We start from the raw sequence: 16900 nt of genomic DNA, 5'->3' as shown, positions 1-16900 counted from the left end.
CTCCGGAGCGTTGTCCAAGGTCAGGCGCTTATCTTTTCAAGGCAGTAGCCCAGGCCGCGCACGGTGGCGATGCGGATCGGCCCCTGCTCGATCTTCTTGCGCAGCCGGTGGATATAGACCTCGATCGCGTTGTTGCTGACTTCCTCGCCCCATTCGCACAGGCGCTCGACCAGCTGGTCCTTGCTGACCAGGCGCCCGGCGCGCTGCAGCAGCACCTCCAGCAGCGAGAGCTCGCGGGCGGAGAGCTCGATCATCTGCTCGTTGATGTAGGCCACCCGGCCGGTGGCGTCGAAGGACAAGGGGCCGTGCTTGATGACGGTGGAGGCGGTGCCGAGGCCGCGCCGCGTCAGCGCCCGCACGCGCGCCTCGAGTTCCTGCAGCGAGAAGGGCTTGGCCATGTAGTCGTCGGCGCCCAGGTCCAGGCCCTTGACGCGCTGCTCGACGCTGTCGGCCGCGGTGAGGATCAGCACCGGCACCGCCGAGCCGCGCGCGCGCAGCTTGCGCAGCACCTCGTGGCCGTGCAGCTTGGGCAGGCCCAGGTCCAGGATCACCAGGTCGAACTCGTGCGCGGCCAGCGCCGCGTCCGCCTCGGTGCCGGTGCCCACCTGGTCCACCGCATAGCCCGAGGCGCGCAGCGAGCGCAAGAGCCCGTCGGCCAGCACCTGGTCGTCTTCCGCGATGAGGATGCGCATGCTTGTTGTCTCCGCCTTTGCCTGCATTGTCGGTGCTGATTCGATGGCTCACCGTATGAGCTACCTACCCCCTACGATGCGTCCATTCGCTTGCCAAACCCCAAACACGCGACTACTGTACAAACATACAGATTCGTAGATAATCCGCCCAGTCAAATCCGGAGAACTCCATGGACGCTCCCGTCAAATCCCTGAACACCGAAAAAGCCAAGGCCCTGCAGGCCGCACTCGCCCAGATCGAAAAACAGTTCGGCAAGGGTTCGATCATGCGCCTGGGCGAAGGCGAGGTGATCGAGGACATCCAGGTCGTCTCCACCGGCTCGCTGGGCCTGGACATCGCGCTGGGCGTCGGCGGCCTGCCGCGCGGCCGCGTCGTCGAGATCTACGGCCCCGAATCCTCCGGCAAGACCACGCTGACCCTGCAGGTCATCGCCGAGATGCAGAAGCTCTCCGGCGTCTGCGCCTTCATCGACGCCGAGCACGCGCTCGACATCCAGTACGCCCAGAAGCTCGGCGTCAACCTGCAGGAACTGCTGATCAGCCAGCCCGACACCGGCGAACAGGCGCTCGAGATCGTCGACTCGCTGGTGCGCTCCGGCTCGGTGGACCTGATCGTCATCGACTCGGTCGCCGCGCTGACGCCCAAGGCCGAACTCGAAGGCGAGATGGGCGACGCCCTCCCCGGCCTGCAGGCCCGCCTGATGAGCCAGGCCCTGCGCAAGCTGACCGCCACGATCAAGAAGACCAACTGCATGGTCATCTTCATCAACCAGATCCGCATGAAGATCGGCGTGATGTTCGGCAGCCCCGAAACCACCACCGGCGGCAACGCGCTGAAGTTCTACGCCTCGGTCCGCCTGGACATCCGCCGCATCGGCTCGATCAAGAAGGGCGAGGAGGTGATCGGCTCCGAGACCAAGGTCAAGGTCGTGAAGAACAAGGTCTCGCCCCCGTTCAAGACGGCCGAGTTCGACATCCTCTATGGCGAGGGCATCAGCCGCGAGGGCGAGGTCATCGACATGGGCGTGGTGCACAAGATCGTCGAGAAGTCCGGCTCCTGGTATGCCTACGCCGGCGAGAAGATCGGCCAGGGCAAGGACAACGCCCGCGAGTTCCTGCGCGAGAACCCGGACATCGCCGTCGAGATCGAGAACAAGATCCGCGAGGCGGTCGGCGTCTCGCTGATCGGCGTGGCCGAAAGCGGCGAAGAATAAGTAACTAGCTCGCTGAGCTGCCTGATAACGGCGCCAACCCCGGCAGGGCTTGGCGCCGTGTCTTTTGTGATGATGAACAGGAAACCTCCCACCACGCTGAAGATGCGGGCGATCGCCCTGCTCTCCCAGCGCGAGCACAGCCCGCAGGAGTTGCGCCGCAAGCTGCTGAGGATTCGCGCCGAGCAGGCCTTGCGCAAGGCGCGGGAGCAGCAAGCCGGGAGCGAGCCGCAGGACGCCGAGGACGACGACGACAAGGAGGCGGCAGCCCAGGAGGTCGACGGCCTGATCGCCTGGCTGCACAGCCACGGGTACCTGAGCGAAACCCGCTTTGTCGAATCCCGCGTCAATGCCCGCGCTGCCCGCTACGGCACGCAGCGGATCCGCCAGGAACTCGCGCAGCATGGCCTGGTGCTTGACGCCGAACAGCAGGCGCAGCTGCGCGCCAGCGAGCTGGAGCGGGCGCGGGCCGTGTGGTCGCGCAAGTTCGGTCGCGCCGCCACGGCACCGGACCGGCTGGAGATGTCTCGCCAGGCCCGTTTCCTCGGTGCCCGCGGCTTTGCGCCGGACGTGATCCGCCGTCTTCTCGACGAAGCCAGGCGCCCGGCCGACGAGGCCGACGAAGGGGAATAACACCGCGCATTTCGGGATTGAAATTCGCGCCGAAATCGGCTTCTGCGCCAGGGGTCACAAACCGTTGATGCGGCGCAACATGCTACATTCCTGCGTTGCGCATGCCCGCGCCGTGCCTTCTGCCGGCCGCGCGCCGACGGTGGCGCAATCGAATTTCCCGTATCCCATGTCCGCCTCGCCCCCCGCCGTTCAGCGCCGCCTGATGCATCGCCGTGCCCTTGATGTGCAGGTGTTTGCGCGCGATGACGGCCTGTTCGACGTCGAGGCGCAGCTGACCGATACGAAGACCCGCGACGTCGAACTGGCCGGCGAGATCCGCAAGGCCGGCGATCCGGTGCATCACATGGTGCTGCGGCTGGCGGTCGACCGCCAGCTCAACATCATCGATGCCGATTCCGACACGCTCTGGATGCCCTACCCCGGCGTCTGCGACCAGCACGGCCAGGCCTACCGTCGCCTGATCGGCCTGAACCTGCTGAAGGGCTTCCGCCTCGGCGTGAAGGACCGTCTGGCCGGCGTGCAGGGCTGCACCCACTTGACCGAGCTGTGCCAGGTGCTGCCGACGGCGGTGATCCAGGCCTTCGCCGGCGTCGTCATCGACACCCGCGAAGGCGACCCGGAAGGCGGCCAGCCGCCCTTCCAGCTCGACAAATGCCACGCGTTGCGCCGCGACAGCGAGAACGTTCGCGTGCATTACCCCCGCTGGTACCGCGCGGACGGGGCGCTGCCCAGCTGATTCTTCGTTCCTCATCTTCTTTTCATCTTTTCCTTCCAACAGCGAGACCCCTATGAAGATTCACGAGTACCAGGCCAAGGAAATCCTGCGCCAGTTCGGCGTGCCGGTGCCGCGTGGCATCCCGGCCTTCACGGTGCAAGAAGCGGTCGAAGCCGCGCAGAAGCTGGGCGGCCCGGTCTGGGTCGTGAAGGCGCAGATCCACGCCGGCGGCCGCGGCAAGGGCGGCGGCGTCAAGCTGGGCCGCAGCCTGGACGACGTGAAGGCGCTGTCCGAGCAGATCCTGGGCATGCAGCTGGTCACGCACCAGACCGGCCCGGTCGGCCAGAAGGTCCGCCGCCTGTACATCGAAGACGGCGCCGACATCAAGAATGAGCTGTACATCTCGCTGGTGACCGACCGCGGCACGCAGAAGGTGGCCTTCATCGCTTCCAGCGAAGGCGGCATGGACATCGAGGAAGTGGCCCACTCCACGCCCGAGAAGATCATCACCGAGTACATCGACCCGCTGACCGGCATCACCGAAGCGCAGAGCCGCAAGATCGCCGCGGCCATCGGCCTCTCCGGCGGCTCGGTGGACCAGGCCGTCGACCTCTTCGCCAAGCTCTACAAGTGCTACATGGACACGGACGCGTCGCTGGTTGAAATCAACCCGCTGAACTGCGACTCCAAGGGCAACCTGATCGCCCTGGACGCCAAGTTCAACTTCGACGCCAACGCGCTGTTCCGTCATCCGGAAATCGTCGCCTACCGCGACCTGGATGAAGAAGATCCGGCCGAAATCGAAGCCTCGAAGTTCGACCTGGCCTACATCAGCCTGGACGGCAACATCGGCTGCCTGGTGAACGGCGCCGGCCTGGCCATGGCCACGATGGACACCATCAAGCTGTTCGGCGGCGAGCCGGCCAACTTCCTGGACGTCGGCGGCGGCGCCACCGCCGAGAAGGTCACCGAGGCCTTCAAGATCATGCTGAAGAACAAGGCCGTCAAGGGCATCCTGGTCAACATCTTCGGCGGCATCATGAAGTGCGACACCATCGCCGAAGGCGTGATCACCGCCTGCAAGGCCGTGAACCTGTCCGTGCCGCTGGTCGTGCGCATGAAGGGCACCAACGAAGAGCTGGGCAAGAAGATGCTGGCCGAATCCGGCCTGCCGATCATCGCTGCCGACACCATGGCCGAAGCCGCGACCAAGATCGTCGCCGCCGTCGCTTAAAGCCTGGCCCAGACAAGGAAAGAACCAATCATGTCGATCTACATCAACAAAGACACCAAGGTCATCACCCAGGGCATCACGGGCAAGACCGGCCAGTTCCACACGCTGGGCTGCCAGGCCTATGCCAACGGCAAGAACGCCTTCGTCGCGGGCGTGAACCCGAAGAAGGCCGGCGAGAAGTTCTCGGACATTCCCATCTTCGGCACCGTCAAGGAAGCCGCCACGCAGACCGGCGCCACCGTCTCGGTGATCTACGTGCCGCCCGCCGGCGCCGCTGCCGCGATCTGGGAAGCCGTCGAGGCCGACCTGGACCTGGCGATCTGCATCACCGAAGGCATCCCCGTCCGCGACATGCTGGAAGTGCGCAACAAGATGCGCGCCAAGGAAGCCGCCGGCGGCAAGCGCACGCTGCTGCTGGGCCCCAACTGCCCCGGCCTGATCACGCCCGACGAGATCAAGATCGGCATCATGCCCGGCCACATCCATCGCAAGGGCCGCATCGGCGTCGTGTCCCGCTCTGGCACGCTGACCTATGAAGCCGTGGCGCAGCTGACCGAGATCGGCCTGGGCCAATCGTCGGCTGTCGGCATCGGTGGCGACCCGATCAATGGCCTGAAGCACATCGACGTGATGCAGGCCTTCAATGACGACCCGGACACCGACGCCGTCATCATGATCGGCGAGATCGGCGGCCCGGACGAGGCCGAAGCGGCCCGCTGGTGCAAGGCCAACATGAAGAAGCCGGTGGTCGGCTTCATCGCCGGCGTCACCGCCCCTCCGGGCAAGCGCATGGGCCACGCCGGCGCGCTGATCTCCGGCGGCGCCGACACGGCCGATGCCAAGCTCGCCATCATGGAAGAGTGCGGCTTCACCGTGACCCGCAACCCGTCGGAAATGGGCAAGCTGCTCAAGGGCCTGCTGTAATCCAGAGCCCGCTGAGCTAACCCGTTAGCTCCCCTCACAAGCCGCCCGCTGCGCCGCAGCCGGCGGCTTGTTCCATTCCGGGCCGGACCCTGGCATAAGATCCCCCATCCCCATGGACCAATTCCTGACCGCCGATTTCTGGCTCGCCGTCGGCCAGATCATCCTGATCGACATCCTGCTCGGTGGCGACAACGCCGTCGTCATCGCGCTCGCCTGCCGGCGCCTGCCCGAGGCGCAGCGCAAGCTGGGCATCCTCTGGGGCACGGTTGGCGCGATCGTGCTGCGCATCGTGCTGATCCTGTTCGCGCTGACGCTGCTGCAGATTCCCTACCTGAAGCTGGTCGGCGCGGCGCTGCTGCTGTGGATCGGCGTCAAGCTGATGCTGCCGGAGGACGAGGACGAACACGCCAAGATCCCCGGCAACGAACGCCTCTGGGCGGCGGTGCGCACGGTGATCATTGCCGACTTCGTGATGAGCCTGGACAACGTCATCGCCATCGCCGGCGTGGCGCAGTCCGGCGACAAGGCCCATGAGATGGTGCTGGTGGTGCTGGGCCTGCTGGTCTCGATCCCCATCATCATGTGGGGCAGCCAGATGGTGATCAAGCTGATGGACCGCTTCCCGCTGATCATCACGCTGGGCGCGATGCTGCTGGGCTGGATCGCCGGTGGCATGGCGCTGGAAGACCCCGCTCTGCGACCCTGGCTGGCGCCCGAGGCGGCCAGCGGCACGCTGAACTATGCGGCCAGCGCGGCCGGCGCCCTCATCGTGCTCGTGGCCGGCCTCGTGCTGAAAAAACGCGAGGCCGCGGCGGCCTAGCCCCGACCATGAGCGACGGCGACTCCCCCGGCTTCTGGCGCCGCCTGCTCGGCAAGGGTGGCGGCAGCGGCGCTGCGCCGGCTGCCTCGCCATCGTCGGCAACGCCTTCCGCACTGGCCCGCTACCGCCTGGAGCGCGAGCTGGGCCGCGGCTCGATGGGCGCGGTGCACCTGGCCGAGGACACCCAGACCGGCCAGCGCGTCGCCGTCAAGCTGCTGGCCCTGCAGCGGGAGTTCTCCGCCGACGACCTCGCCGACGTGCGCCAGCGCTTCATGCGCGAGGCCCGAGCCGCCGGCCACCTGCAGCACCCCGACATCCTGCAGATCCTCGATGCCGGGGAGGCCGGCGAGGATGCCTGGATCGTCATGGAGTACGTGGACGGGCAGGACCTGAGCCACTTCACCCGCTCGTCCACGCTGCTGCCCGCGGCCGAGGTGCTGGGCCTGGTGATCCGGCTGGCCCGTGCGCTGGACTACGCGCACCGCCAGGGCGTCGTCCATCGCGACATCAAGCCGGCCAACGTGATGCTGGACCGCCCCGCCGGCAAGCTCAAGGTGATGGACTTCGGCATCGCCCGCATCGCCGACGGCAGCCGGACCCGTACAGGCTTGGTGTTAGGCACCCCGTCCTTCATGTCGCCCGAACAGCTGGCCGGCCTCAAGGTGGACGGCCGCAGCGACCTCTATTCGCTGGGGGTCATGCTGTTCCAGATGCTCACCGGCAAGCTCCCGCATCAGTCCGAGTCGATGGCGAGGCTGATGCAGAAGATCGCCACCCAGCCGCCGCCGGACGTCCGGCATTTCCGCTCCGACCTGCCCGAGTCGCTGGCCATGGTGCTGGCGCTGGCGCTGGAGAAGCGCCCCGAGCTGCGCTATGCCAATGGCGAAGCGATGGCGCAGGACCTGGAGGCCGTGCTCGCCCAGGGCCTGCAGGAGGCGCCCGACTTGCCCCTCGGCGACGACCCGCCCGCCGCGGCCGACCCCTTCGCGCAAACGCTCAGGCTCGACGGAGCCGAAGCGGGGCAGAATGCCGCCACCCCGGCCCCACCTGACAGTTCCGAACCGCCGCCATGACCCTGGAGTTCTTCATCGCCACCGACGTCGGCCGCGCGCGCGACAACAACGAGGATTCGGTGGCCCTGGACGAGCCGGTCGGCCTGGCCGTGCTGGCCGACGGCATGGGCGGCTACAACGCCGGCGAAGTCGCCAGCCAGATGCTCACCAGCTTCATCAAGGCCGAGCTGGGCCGCTGGCTGAAGGAATCCGGCACCGGCGCCAGCGTGACCGACGTGCGCCGCGCCATGGACATCTGCGTGGACAACGCCAACCGCGCCATCTTCAACGCCGCGAACACCAACCCCCGCTATGCCGGCATGGGCACGACGCTGGTGCTGGGCGTGTTCCGCCCGGAGGGGCTATTGCTGGGCCACGTGGGCGATTCGCGCGCCTACCGGCTGCGCGGCAGCCAGTTCAGCCAGATCACCCGCGACCATTCGCTGCTGCAGGAACAGCTCGACGCCGGGCTGCTGACGCCCGAGGAGGCCGTCTATTCCAGCAACAAGAACCTGGTCACGCGGGCCGTCGGCGTCGAGGATGCGGTGATGCTGGAGCTGCATCTGCACGAGATCCAGCCGGGCGACACCTTCCTCTTTTGCTCGGACGGACTGTCCGACATGCTCGAGGATGACGCCCTCGGTCAGTTGCTTCTGAGCCACCCTTCTTTGCCTGAAGCGGCCCAGGCGCTCATTGACGGCGCAAATGACATGGGCGGCCGGGATAATATCGCGCTAGTTCTGGCTCGCGCGGAGGGTCGCGCCAAGTCGGAAGGGCGCGGTTGGTGGCCTTTCGGCAAGCGCGCCTGAGGAAGCAGGCATCACATGCGGCAACACATGTGGCGAATTTGCGATGCAGAATCCGGTCCGGCATCAGCCGACGAGCTAAAAAGACAAACTGACTGAGGTCTCGAGCATGGGCAAGCTGGTGGTTTCACTCGATGGGGTGGTGATCAAGGAGGTGCAGATCACCAAGGACAAGACCACGCTCGGACGCCGGCCGTACAACGACATCGTCATCGACAACCTGGCGGTCAGCGGCGAGCATGCGGTGCTGCAGATGGTCGGCGCGGACGTCTTCATCGAGGACCTGAACTCGACGAACGGCACCTACATCAACGGCAAGGCGATCAAGAAGCAGCTGCTCGCCAACAACGATGTGGTTGAGGTCGGCAAGTACAAGATCAAGTTCCTGGTCGAGGACAGCGGCGACTACGAGAAGACGATGATCCTGAAGCCCGGCGTCGGGCTGGGCGCCGCCGCCGTGTCCGCCGCGGGCACGCCCAGCGGCTTCGGCCTGCCCTCGTCCTTCGGCTCGCTGCCCGGCCCTGCCGCCGCGGCCACGCCGGCGTCCATCAAGGTCCTCACCGGCGCCGCCGCAGGCCGCGAGGTCAGCCTCACCAAGGTCGTCACCACGGTCGGCAAGCCCGGCGTGCAGGTGGCCTCCATCACCAAGCGCCCCAGCGGCTATGTCTTCGCCCACGTCGAAGGCGCGGCCCGCCCCAGCGTCAACGGCATCCCGCTGACCGGCGAATCGATCTCGCTGAAGAGCGGCGACCTGATCGAGCTGGCCGGTACGCAGATGCAGTTCATCCAGGGCTGAGCCGGGCGTCGCGCCCGGCGTGTGACGCAAATCACGTCACCTTGCCGAACGCCGCGGCGCGTACTACGTTCCATCGATAAACGAGGCAAAGCTGCCTTGTTTCCTTCGCTGGCCTGCGTACATTGGAGCCACTCGCGATGCCTGCCCCGTGCAGGCGAGCGCTTCATAAAAACATTCGCAGCACAGCCTCTCGATGAACATTCGCGTCCTGGGTTGTTCCGGTGCCATCGCCGCCGGCTACAAGACCACCGCCTTCCTGCTCGATGACGACGTGCTCATCGATGCCGGCACCGGTGTGGGCGATCTGCCGCTGGACGCGCTGGCCCGCATCGACCACATCCTCGTCAGCCACTCGCACCTGGATCACATCCTGTCGATCCCGCTGCTGGCTGATTCGGTCCTGCGCATCCGGGCCCAGGCAGGCCGGCCGCCGATCCAGATCCATGCGCTGCCGCAGACGCTCGACGCGCTGCGCAAGCATGTGTTCAACGGCGTCATCTGGCCCGACTTCACGCGCCTGCCTAACGCCCAGAATCCAGTGATCTCGCTGCACCCCTTCGAGATCGGCCAGCGCCTGCAGCTGGGTGATCGCGTCGTGGAAGTGCTCAGCGCCGAACACACGGTGCCGGCGGTCGGCTTCGCCGTCGATGGCGGGCCGGGTGCGGCCGGCCAGTGGGTCTACACCGGCGACACCGGACCGAACCCCGCGCTGTGGCGCCGCCTGGCCGAGATGCAGGTGGCCCACCTGGTCATCGAGACCGCCTTCAGCGACGACGAGCACGAACTCGCCAAGGTCAGCCGGCACCTCTGCCCGGCCGAACTGGGCCGCGAGCTGGCCCAGCTGGCCGGCAGCGTGGACGTGCGCATCACCCACATCAAGCCCGGCGAGATCCATGCGGTGATGAGCGAGATCGGGGCGCTGTCGAGCCGGCACCGCTTCACGGCGCTGGAGGCGGGGCAGGTGATGCGGGTCTGACGACGGCGCTTCTTGCTTCGAGATGCAACCGCTTGCCGAGCGCGTGCTAACGCGCAAAGCAAGCGGTTTCGCTTTTGGGCCGCGGCGGGAGGGTGCTGACAAAAAATGTCACTTTGGAGGGCGAGTGCCGCTTTGCGGATGGTGAGTCTGACAAGCTTGGTCGGATTCCCTGCAACCACGAGTAACGGTTGTGATGCCGGTCACGGAAATGCAGGAGCCTGGGGCTGGCACGACCCCTGCATTCAGGGGGAGTGTCCTCAAACCAGTTTCCTGTCCCTCTCACCCATCCGGAGTTACCCATCATGAGCATGAAGCGCGTCCAACAAGGTTTCACCCTGATCGAACTGATGATCGTCGTGGCGATCATCGGCATCCTGGCTGCTGTGGCGATTCCGCAGTACAAGGATTACACGATCAAGGCCAAGATCGGCAATGCCCTGAGCGCGGTCGATTCTTACAAGGCCGCTGTCGCCCTGTGTGCGCAGGAAACTGGTGTTGCCGCTGGCAACGCGCCTACGGCATGCGGTCAGTCTGATACGAGCGCAAACATTCCTGCTACGTCCGCAACCAAGGAGGTCGCATCGGTGGCCGTGACTAGCGCAGGCGCGATCACTGCTACGCTGGGCACCGGGATTGGCTCTGGCATCGATGGCAAGACCATCACGTGGACCCCGACCGTTGGTGCTGCGAGCGTGACCTGGACGACGTCCACGAACATCAGTTCGACTGACCAAGCGGCTGCTTATGCAGCAATCACCAAGAACAACGCGAGCTCGGGCACCTGATAGCGTCCCCGCACAAGCAAGGGCCCCGAAAGGGGCCCTTTTTCATATGACGGCCCTGCTCGTTGCCTACCTCACGCTGCTTCCATTGCTCGGCGGATTGAGCGATGGCGGTCCACACGACCTGGGCCGCGGGCTTCAACTCCTGCTGTTGCCATTGGCCACGGGTACCGTGTTGTCCAGGTCACGATTTGCCATGCCTACGAGCGTTCAGGCGATCATGGCTCTAGCTGCGGGCATGGTGGTCGCTTGCGCAACCCTTACCTCGGCCCTGCCAGACGTTGCCGCTCGTGACGTGTTGCTCTGGCTGTCACTCGCAGTCTGCACGCTCGCCTGCACCTGGACGAATTCCATACGCTTGCTGCTGATCGCTCTGGTGTGCGGCCAGGCGATGTACGCGACGGTGGTGTCGTCGATCACCGTTGTCAGCCTGATCGACGAACACATGGTGGATTACTTCCGCCTGGCCATCGGCTACGAGAACATCCGTTTCCTGAATCACGCGCAGACAGTCTTCGTGCCGCTGCTCCTGTGCGTCGTCGGCAACCCGGCTTTCGAGCGGCGCTGGCGAGGACTGGCGTCCTATGCCCTGGTACTCACCCTGTTCCTGGTCTCGCTGCTGCAGGCCAGAGCGACGACGGTGGCCCTTGTGAGTGCGGGCATCGCGGCGCCGATACTGTTTGGTCGAGCAGGTCGGCAGTTCGCGCGGCGCTTGGCTTGGGTGGCCGTCGGCGGAGTTGCCCTGCACATTGCCGTCATGGTGGTGCTCCCCTTCGTGTTGGGCATCGAGATCCCGCCCGGCTATCGCCCCTACGGGGAAGCGAGCAGCGTCGAGGCTCGCATCTTCCTGCTGAAGACGGCCTGGGGCGACATCGTTGCCCACCCGTGGCTTGGCGTTGGCCCCATGCATTTCGCCCACTATTTCAACGGCGACGCCGCGCACCCGCACAACGTCTATGCGCAGGTGGCTGCCGAGTATGGTCTGCCGCTGGCACTGCTTCTTGTCTTCATGGTCGTTCGTACGCTGTGGCGCGTGGCCAGGACGATCGGAAGAGACATTCCTGACGACCCCTTGGCCATTGCCAGCTTCGCGGCCTGTCTGGCCGCACTCGTCGACGGGTGCTTTTCCGGCAACTTCGTGATGCCGATGTCGCAGATGTGGATCGTGCTTGCTGTCTCGCTGCTCCTTTCCAGGCTGCCCAGATCGCCTGCCGCGGCACCTGCCTCAAGCCTCGTGACGACCTCGATGCGAGCGCTCCTCGTTGTTCTGTTCGCGGCCCAGATCTGGCTGATCTGCGTCTCTCTTCCAGAATGGCTGAGCGGCAACCCGGTGATCTCACGAGGCCCGCCGATCGAATCCGAGCATTACAGCCCGCGCTTCTGGCGCGACGGCTGGTTCTGAGGACGGAGGGGCCCATTGCTTTCGTGTGATGATGCGGCCCCATCATGCATCCGTCAGTCTCGCCCCATCCGCGATCCGCGAGTAGTGCCCTTGAGTCGATAGCGCTCGTACTGCTCGGCACCCTGGCTCCGCTGATCGCCTTCAGCCAGACGCCCTCCGCCACCCTCTACAACCAGCTCTGCGCCTTGCTTGGCGCCGGGGGCGTGCTGCTCGGCCTCTCCGCCTCATTGCCCCGCCTGAATGGCAGCGCCGCGGCGTGGGCCCTTGTCCTTCTTCTCCTGGGGCCGTGCGCATCGGCATGGCTCAATGGGCTGCCCTTGTCCCTGGCGCTCTCGGCCAGCGCCCTCGTCGGCGCCGCGCTGTTTCTGCTGGTGATGGCGCAGGGGCTTGATTCGGGCGCGCGGTCGACATGGTTCACCACCCTCTGCTGGTCCCTCCTCGCCGCTGGCTTGCTGAGCCTCCTCGTCAGCATCATTCAGGTCTTCCTCCCCGACCTGCCCGACGGCCACCTCATCGCCCGCTCCGGCATCCCCGGCCGCGCCGTCGGCAATATGCGCCAGCCCAATCACCTGGCCAGCCTGCTGATGTGGTCCAGCGTCGCCGCGGTGTTCCTGGCTGACCAGGGATCGCTCAGGAAGGCCGATCGCCGCGTCGCCCTGCCGCTGCTGTTGTTCGGCTTCGTCTTCGCCGTCATCCTCAGCGCCTCGCGCACCGGCATGGTCGGCGTCTTCCTGCTCGCCCTGTGGGGCCTGCTGGACCGTCGCCTGAAGCCGGCGTCGCGCTGGTCGCTGGTCGCCACGCCGCTGATGATGGCCGCCAGCTGGTACGCGATGTACCTGTGGGCGAACTCGGGCGGCGGGCATGCCTTCGGCGCCGAGTCACGGCTTGCATCGGAAGGCGCGGGCTCGCCCGAGCGGATGAAGATCCTGGCCAATGCCTGGGAACTCGTGAAACGCAACCCGTGGACCGGTGTCGGCTGGGGCGAGTTCAACCTGGCCTGGACGATGACGCCGTTCCCGAACCGGCCCATCGCCTTCTTCGACCACACGCATGACCTGCCGATGCAACTGGCCGTGGAGCTGGGCATTCCGGCGGCGGTGCTGATCGTCGGCCTGCTGGCGTGGTCGCTGTGGCGCGCGCTGCGCGACAGCATGCGCGCCACCGACGAGCACGACGCCGTCGTGCGCCGCTGCGCCTTCATGCTCGTGCTGATGATCGGCCTGCACAGCCTGCTCGAATATCCGCTGTGGTACGCCTACTTCCTGCTGCCCGCGGCCTTCGCCTTCGGCCTGGCGCTCGGGCCGCTGGAGGACAAGCCCCGAGGCCGCGCCATCAGCCTGCAGGTGCCCGCCTTCATCGGCGGCCTCGCCATCGTCCTGGGCAGCCTGTACGCGGTCTGGGACTATCACCGCGTCGTCGTCATCTACGTGCCGCCCGAGCATGCAGGGCCATTGGCTGACCGGATCGAGGCGGGACGGAAATCCACCTTCTTCGCCCAGCAGGCCGACTACGCCGCCGCCACCAGCCTCGAGCCCGGCCCCTACGCGCTGCAGGCGGCCCGCAGCACCGCGCACAACCTGATCGACACGCGCCTGATGATGTCCTGGGCCCAGTCCCTGCACGCCACCGGTGACGATGATCGTGCTCGTTATGTCGTGCAGCGCCTGCGCGAGTTCCGCAATGCCAATGCCCAGCAGTGGCTCGACATGTGCAAGGACGTGGCCCGGCCCGAGGACAAGCCTTTCCAGTGCGAACCGCCCAAGCGGGAGTACGACTGGAAGGAGATGCGCTGAAGTGACGCTGAACTAAGCCGTTATGCGGGCGCTGTCCAATCCCCGCTCTTCCCGCCCCGCTTCTCCAGCACCCGCACCTCGCCGATGACCATGCCGCGGTCCACGGCCTTGCACATGTCGTACACCGTCAGCAGGCCGACCTGCACCGCGGTGAGCGCCTCCATCTCGACGCCGGTCTGGCCCAGCGTCTCGGCCTGCACGGTGCAGACGACGGCGTTGGCGGGCTGGTCGATCTCGAATTCCACCGCCACCCGCGTCAGCGGCAACGGGTGGCACAGCGGGATCAGCTCGGCCGTGCGCTTGGAGGCCTGGATGGCGGCGATGCGGGCGATGCCGAGCACATCGCCTTTCTTGGCGTTACCGCTCATGATCAGGGCCAGCGTCGCGGGTAGCATGGTGATCCGGCCGCTGGCGCGGGCAATGCGGTGGGTGACGTCCTTGCCCGCGACGTCCACCATATGGGCCTGGCCCTGCGTATCGAAGTGTGTCAGTGATGCAGCGTTCGTCATACCGTGCGGCAATATTCGGGAAACCGATGGCTTTGCATCATAGAGAGTGATCCCGGTTCCCCGATGACGATGAATTTCTTCCGCCAGCGCCAGCCGATCGCTAAGAAGGTCGTCGCGGCCCTGCTCTCCTGCTCGATGCTGCTGAGCGCGCCGCTGGGCCGCGCGCAGGTGAACCTGCCTGCGCTGGGTGATTCGGTCTCGCAGGATCTCGACGTCGGCCGCGAGCGCAGCATCGGCAACCAGGTGATGCGCGAGATCTGGCTCGACCCGGACTACGTGGACGACCCGCTGCTGCAGGAGTACCTCGACGGCATCTGGGATCCGCTCGTCGCCGCCGGCAAGAAGCTCGGCAACATCAGCGACGAAACCGCGGAGCGCTTCGCCTGGCAGACCTTCCTGGTGCGCGACAAGTCGATCAACGCCTTCGCGCTGCCCGGTGGCTTCGTCGGCGTGCACCTGGGCCTGATCGCGATGACCGGCTCGCGCGACGAACTGGCCTCGGTGCTGGGCCACGAGATGTCGCACGTCACGCAGCGCCACATCGCGCGCCGCATCGCCGGCGACTCGCGCAACGGCATGCTCGCCGCCGCCGGCATGATCCTGGGCGTGCTGGCGGCCACCCGCGGCAACGCCGACATGGCCAACGCCGCCATCGTCGGGAGCCAGGCCGCTGCGCAGGCGGCCTCGCTGGCCTTCTCGCGCGACATGGAGCGCGAGGCCGACCGCGTCGGCTTCAACGTGATGACCGAGGCCGGCTTCGCCGCCGGCGGCATGGCCAGCATGTTCGAGCGGATGGAGCAGGCCTATCACCTGCAGGATTCCGGGAGCTATCCGTACCTGCGTTCGCACCCGCTGACCAGCGAGCGCATCGGCGATGCCCGCTCGCGCCTGGGCGCGCAGGACCTGGTGCGCCCGCGCGGCACCGCCGAGCATGCGCTGATGGCGGCGCGCTCGCGCGTGCTGATGGACCCGCGCGCCGAGGCCTGGGCCGTGCTGCAGAACCTGGACAGCGGCGGCCGCGACGTGCAGAGCGGCCCCAACAAGGCCTACGACCAGCTCGCTGCCCGGTACGCCAGCACGCTGGCCTCGATCAAGATGCGCAACTTCGCCCGTGCCGCCGGCAGCCTGCGCAGCGCCGAGGCGATGCTGAAGGACCTCAACGGCACGCCCCAGGACCTGGCCCGCACGGCCCGGCTGCTGATGTACCTGCGCGCGGAAATGGAGCAGGCGCGCGAGCACGCGGCGGACGGCTTCGCGGCGCTGCAGCCACTGGCCGGCGAGCGCTCGCGCCCGATGATGATGATGCGGGCGCGGCTCGCGATGGTGGACCAGGACCCGGCCAGCGCCCGCGAGGCCGCCGAGGCGCTGCAGACCCATGCCAGCCTCGACCCCACCGATGCCCTGGCCTGGCAGCAGCTGTCCCAGCTCTGGACCAAGCTCGGCCAGCCGCTGCGCGCCGTTCGCGCGCAAGGCGAGGCGCGTGCCGCGGTGGGTGACCTGGCCGGCGCGATCGACCGCCTGCGCTCGGGCCTGCGCCAGTCACGCGGGCGCGATGCCGACCAGATCGAGGCTGCGGTCATCGACGCGCGCCTGCGCACCTTGCTCTACCAGCGCCGCCAGGTGCTGGCCGAGCTCTACCCGCGCGGGCTGCCGCCGGGCGCCGAGCCGCCCTGATCGTTCGATACGTCGATCAGTCGAGCTCGCCGGGCGGGAACATCCGCTCCATCACCACGTCGATCAGCATGCCGCACAGGCTGTAGATCAGCGAGCCGATCAGCGCCGCCCAGAAGCCGGTGACGGTGAAGCCGTCCAGCACGGCGGCGGCGGCCCAGAACATCAGCGCGTTGATCACGAACAGGAAGAGCCCCAGGCTCAGCACGGTCACCGGCAGCGTCAGCAGCACCAGCAGGGGCCGCAGCAGCGTGTTCAGGAGGCCCAGCACCAGGGCCGCGATCATGGCCGAGGTGAAGCTCGTCACCTGGACGCCCGGGTAGAGATGCGCCACCAGCAGCAGGGCGGCGGCCAGCAGGATCCAGCGGAGCAGTGTCTTCACCATGCCCGCAGCATACCGACATGCGGGGGCCTCCAGGGGTCCGGGCAAGCCCTGTCCGCATCGCACAACGACAAGACCTGACCCTGTGCAGGCGCGGGCGGATGTTGGTTTTTGTCTTCAGCATGTAATGAGAATAGTTCTCATTGGTGTTAGGATTTGCGGAGCACTGGAATTACCCGCGCCTCCCGGCGCCTGCGGTCGTGACCTCCTCCACACAAGTCCTTTCTTCGATGCCCGAAGCGGCGCCTGCGCCGCGGCCTCCCGCCAGCGCGGGTTCGCCGAGCCGCAGCACCGAGCCGATGCCGGCGGTGTCCTTCATCCCGCCGGGGCCTGGCGACGATCTCGGCCCGCAGGCCCGCCGCTGGCTGGTCGCCGGTGTCGTGCTGGCGCATGGCCTGGGCGGCTGGGCGCTGATGCAGGTCGATGCGGTGCGCGAGGCGGTGCGCTCCGTGGCGCCGCCGATCATGGTGGACATGATCGCCCCGGCGGAGCCGCCCAAGCC

Annotated in this window: 17 protein-coding genes and 1 pseudogene; 15 read left to right on the top strand and 3 right to left on the bottom strand. The window is 66.9% G+C overall.

What is annotated here, in order from left to right; translation table 11 throughout:
• Positions 1 to 20: 20 nt before the first annotated feature.
• Positions 21 to 692, bottom strand: coding sequence for a response regulator transcription factor (locus tag B0W88_RS07955; protein ID WP_077034124.1), 672 nt, complete (start codon positions 690 to 692; stop codon positions 21 to 23).
• Between the two features lie 170 nt (positions 693 to 862).
• Here B0W88_RS07955 and recA point away from each other — a divergent pair, with 170 nt between their 5' ends.
• The 13 genes from recA (at position 863) to B0W88_RS07890 (ending at position 13836) form a co-directional block, all read left to right on the top strand.
• A complete protein-coding gene (recA, locus tag B0W88_RS07950; RefSeq protein WP_077034123.1) occupies positions 863 to 1906 on the top strand; it encodes a recombinase RecA in 1044 nt (347 codons plus the stop codon).
• 102 nt (positions 1907 to 2008) lie between these two features.
• A complete protein-coding gene (locus tag B0W88_RS07945; protein WP_369973854.1) occupies positions 2009 to 2536 on the top strand; it encodes a regulatory protein RecX in 528 nt (175 codons plus the stop codon).
• A gap of 202 nt (positions 2537 to 2738) precedes the next feature.
• Positions 2739 to 3272: a DUF2889 domain-containing protein gene (locus tag B0W88_RS07940; RefSeq protein ID WP_233151649.1), complete on the top strand. Its 534-nt coding sequence runs from the start codon at positions 2739 to 2741 to the stop codon at positions 3270 to 3272.
• Between the two features lie 52 nt (positions 3273 to 3324).
• Complete coding sequence (gene sucC / locus B0W88_RS07935) at positions 3325 to 4485, top strand: ADP-forming succinate--CoA ligase subunit beta (protein ID WP_077034120.1); 1161 nt, start codon at positions 3325 to 3327, stop codon at positions 4483 to 4485.
• 30 nt (positions 4486 to 4515) lie between these two features.
• Positions 4516 to 5409: a succinate--CoA ligase subunit alpha gene (gene sucD, locus B0W88_RS07930; protein WP_077034119.1), complete on the top strand. Its 894-nt coding sequence runs from the start codon at positions 4516 to 4518 to the stop codon at positions 5407 to 5409.
• A gap of 112 nt (positions 5410 to 5521) precedes the next feature.
• Positions 5522 to 6229, top strand: a complete 708-nt coding sequence (locus tag B0W88_RS07925) for a TerC family protein (RefSeq protein ID WP_077034118.1) — start codon at positions 5522 to 5524, stop codon at positions 6227 to 6229.
• An 8-nt stretch (positions 6230 to 6237) separates the two neighbouring features.
• Entirely contained in the window at positions 6238 to 7302 is a 1065-nt protein-coding gene (locus B0W88_RS07920) for a serine/threonine-protein kinase (RefSeq protein WP_077034117.1), read from the top strand.
• Entirely contained in the window at positions 7299 to 8090 is a 792-nt protein-coding gene (locus B0W88_RS07915; protein WP_077034116.1) for a Stp1/IreP family PP2C-type Ser/Thr phosphatase, read from the top strand. The genes B0W88_RS07920 and B0W88_RS07915 overlap by 4 nt, the downstream gene beginning before the upstream one ends.
• Before the next feature lie 106 nt (positions 8091 to 8196).
• A complete protein-coding gene (locus B0W88_RS07910; protein WP_077034115.1) occupies positions 8197 to 8883 on the top strand; it encodes an FHA domain-containing protein in 687 nt (228 codons plus the stop codon).
• A gap of 193 nt (positions 8884 to 9076) precedes the next feature.
• A complete protein-coding gene (locus tag B0W88_RS07905) occupies positions 9077 to 9859 on the top strand; it encodes an MBL fold metallo-hydrolase (RefSeq protein ID WP_077034114.1) in 783 nt (260 codons plus the stop codon).
• Between the two features lie 302 nt (positions 9860 to 10161).
• Positions 10162 to 10644, top strand: a complete 483-nt coding sequence (locus B0W88_RS07900; protein WP_369973853.1) for a pilin — start codon at positions 10162 to 10164, stop codon at positions 10642 to 10644.
• Positions 10645 to 10690: 46 nt separating this feature from the next.
• Entirely contained in the window at positions 10691 to 12043 is a 1353-nt protein-coding gene (locus tag B0W88_RS07895) for an O-antigen ligase (RefSeq protein WP_077034113.1), read from the top strand.
• Between the two features lie 317 nt (positions 12044 to 12360).
• Positions 12361 to 13836, top strand: a complete 1476-nt coding sequence (locus tag B0W88_RS07890; protein WP_233151648.1) for a PglL family O-oligosaccharyltransferase — start codon at positions 12361 to 12363, stop codon at positions 13834 to 13836.
• A gap of 20 nt (positions 13837 to 13856) precedes the next feature.
• Here the strand turns inward: B0W88_RS07890 and moaC are convergent, their stop codons facing one another.
• The gene (gene moaC / locus B0W88_RS07885; RefSeq protein WP_077034111.1) at positions 13857 to 14345 is read right to left on the bottom strand and encodes a cyclic pyranopterin monophosphate synthase MoaC; all 489 of its coding nucleotides are present in this window, start codon (positions 14343 to 14345) and stop codon (positions 13857 to 13859) included.
• A 63-nt stretch (positions 14346 to 14408) separates the two neighbouring features.
• Here moaC and B0W88_RS07880 point away from each other — a divergent pair, with 63 nt between their 5' ends.
• Complete coding sequence (locus tag B0W88_RS07880; protein WP_077034110.1) at positions 14409 to 16019, top strand: M48 family metalloprotease; 1611 nt, start codon at positions 14409 to 14411, stop codon at positions 16017 to 16019.
• A gap of 16 nt (positions 16020 to 16035) precedes the next feature.
• Here the strand turns inward: B0W88_RS07880 and B0W88_RS07875 are convergent, their stop codons facing one another.
• Positions 16036 to 16398, bottom strand: a complete 363-nt coding sequence (locus tag B0W88_RS07875) for a phage holin family protein (RefSeq protein ID WP_077034141.1) — start codon at positions 16396 to 16398, stop codon at positions 16036 to 16038.
• A gap of 230 nt (positions 16399 to 16628) precedes the next feature.
• Here B0W88_RS07875 and B0W88_RS07870 point away from each other — a divergent pair.
• Positions 16629 to 16900, top strand: a pseudogene (locus B0W88_RS07870) (hypothetical protein); the annotation flags it as partial.

The sequence above is a fragment of the Pelomonas sp. KK5 genome (assembly GCF_001984095.1).
Taxonomy (GTDB): domain Bacteria; phylum Pseudomonadota; class Gammaproteobacteria; order Burkholderiales; family Burkholderiaceae_C; genus KK5.
Note: the sequence above shows the minus strand (reverse complement) of the source record. Positions and strands in the feature narration are given on the sequence as shown.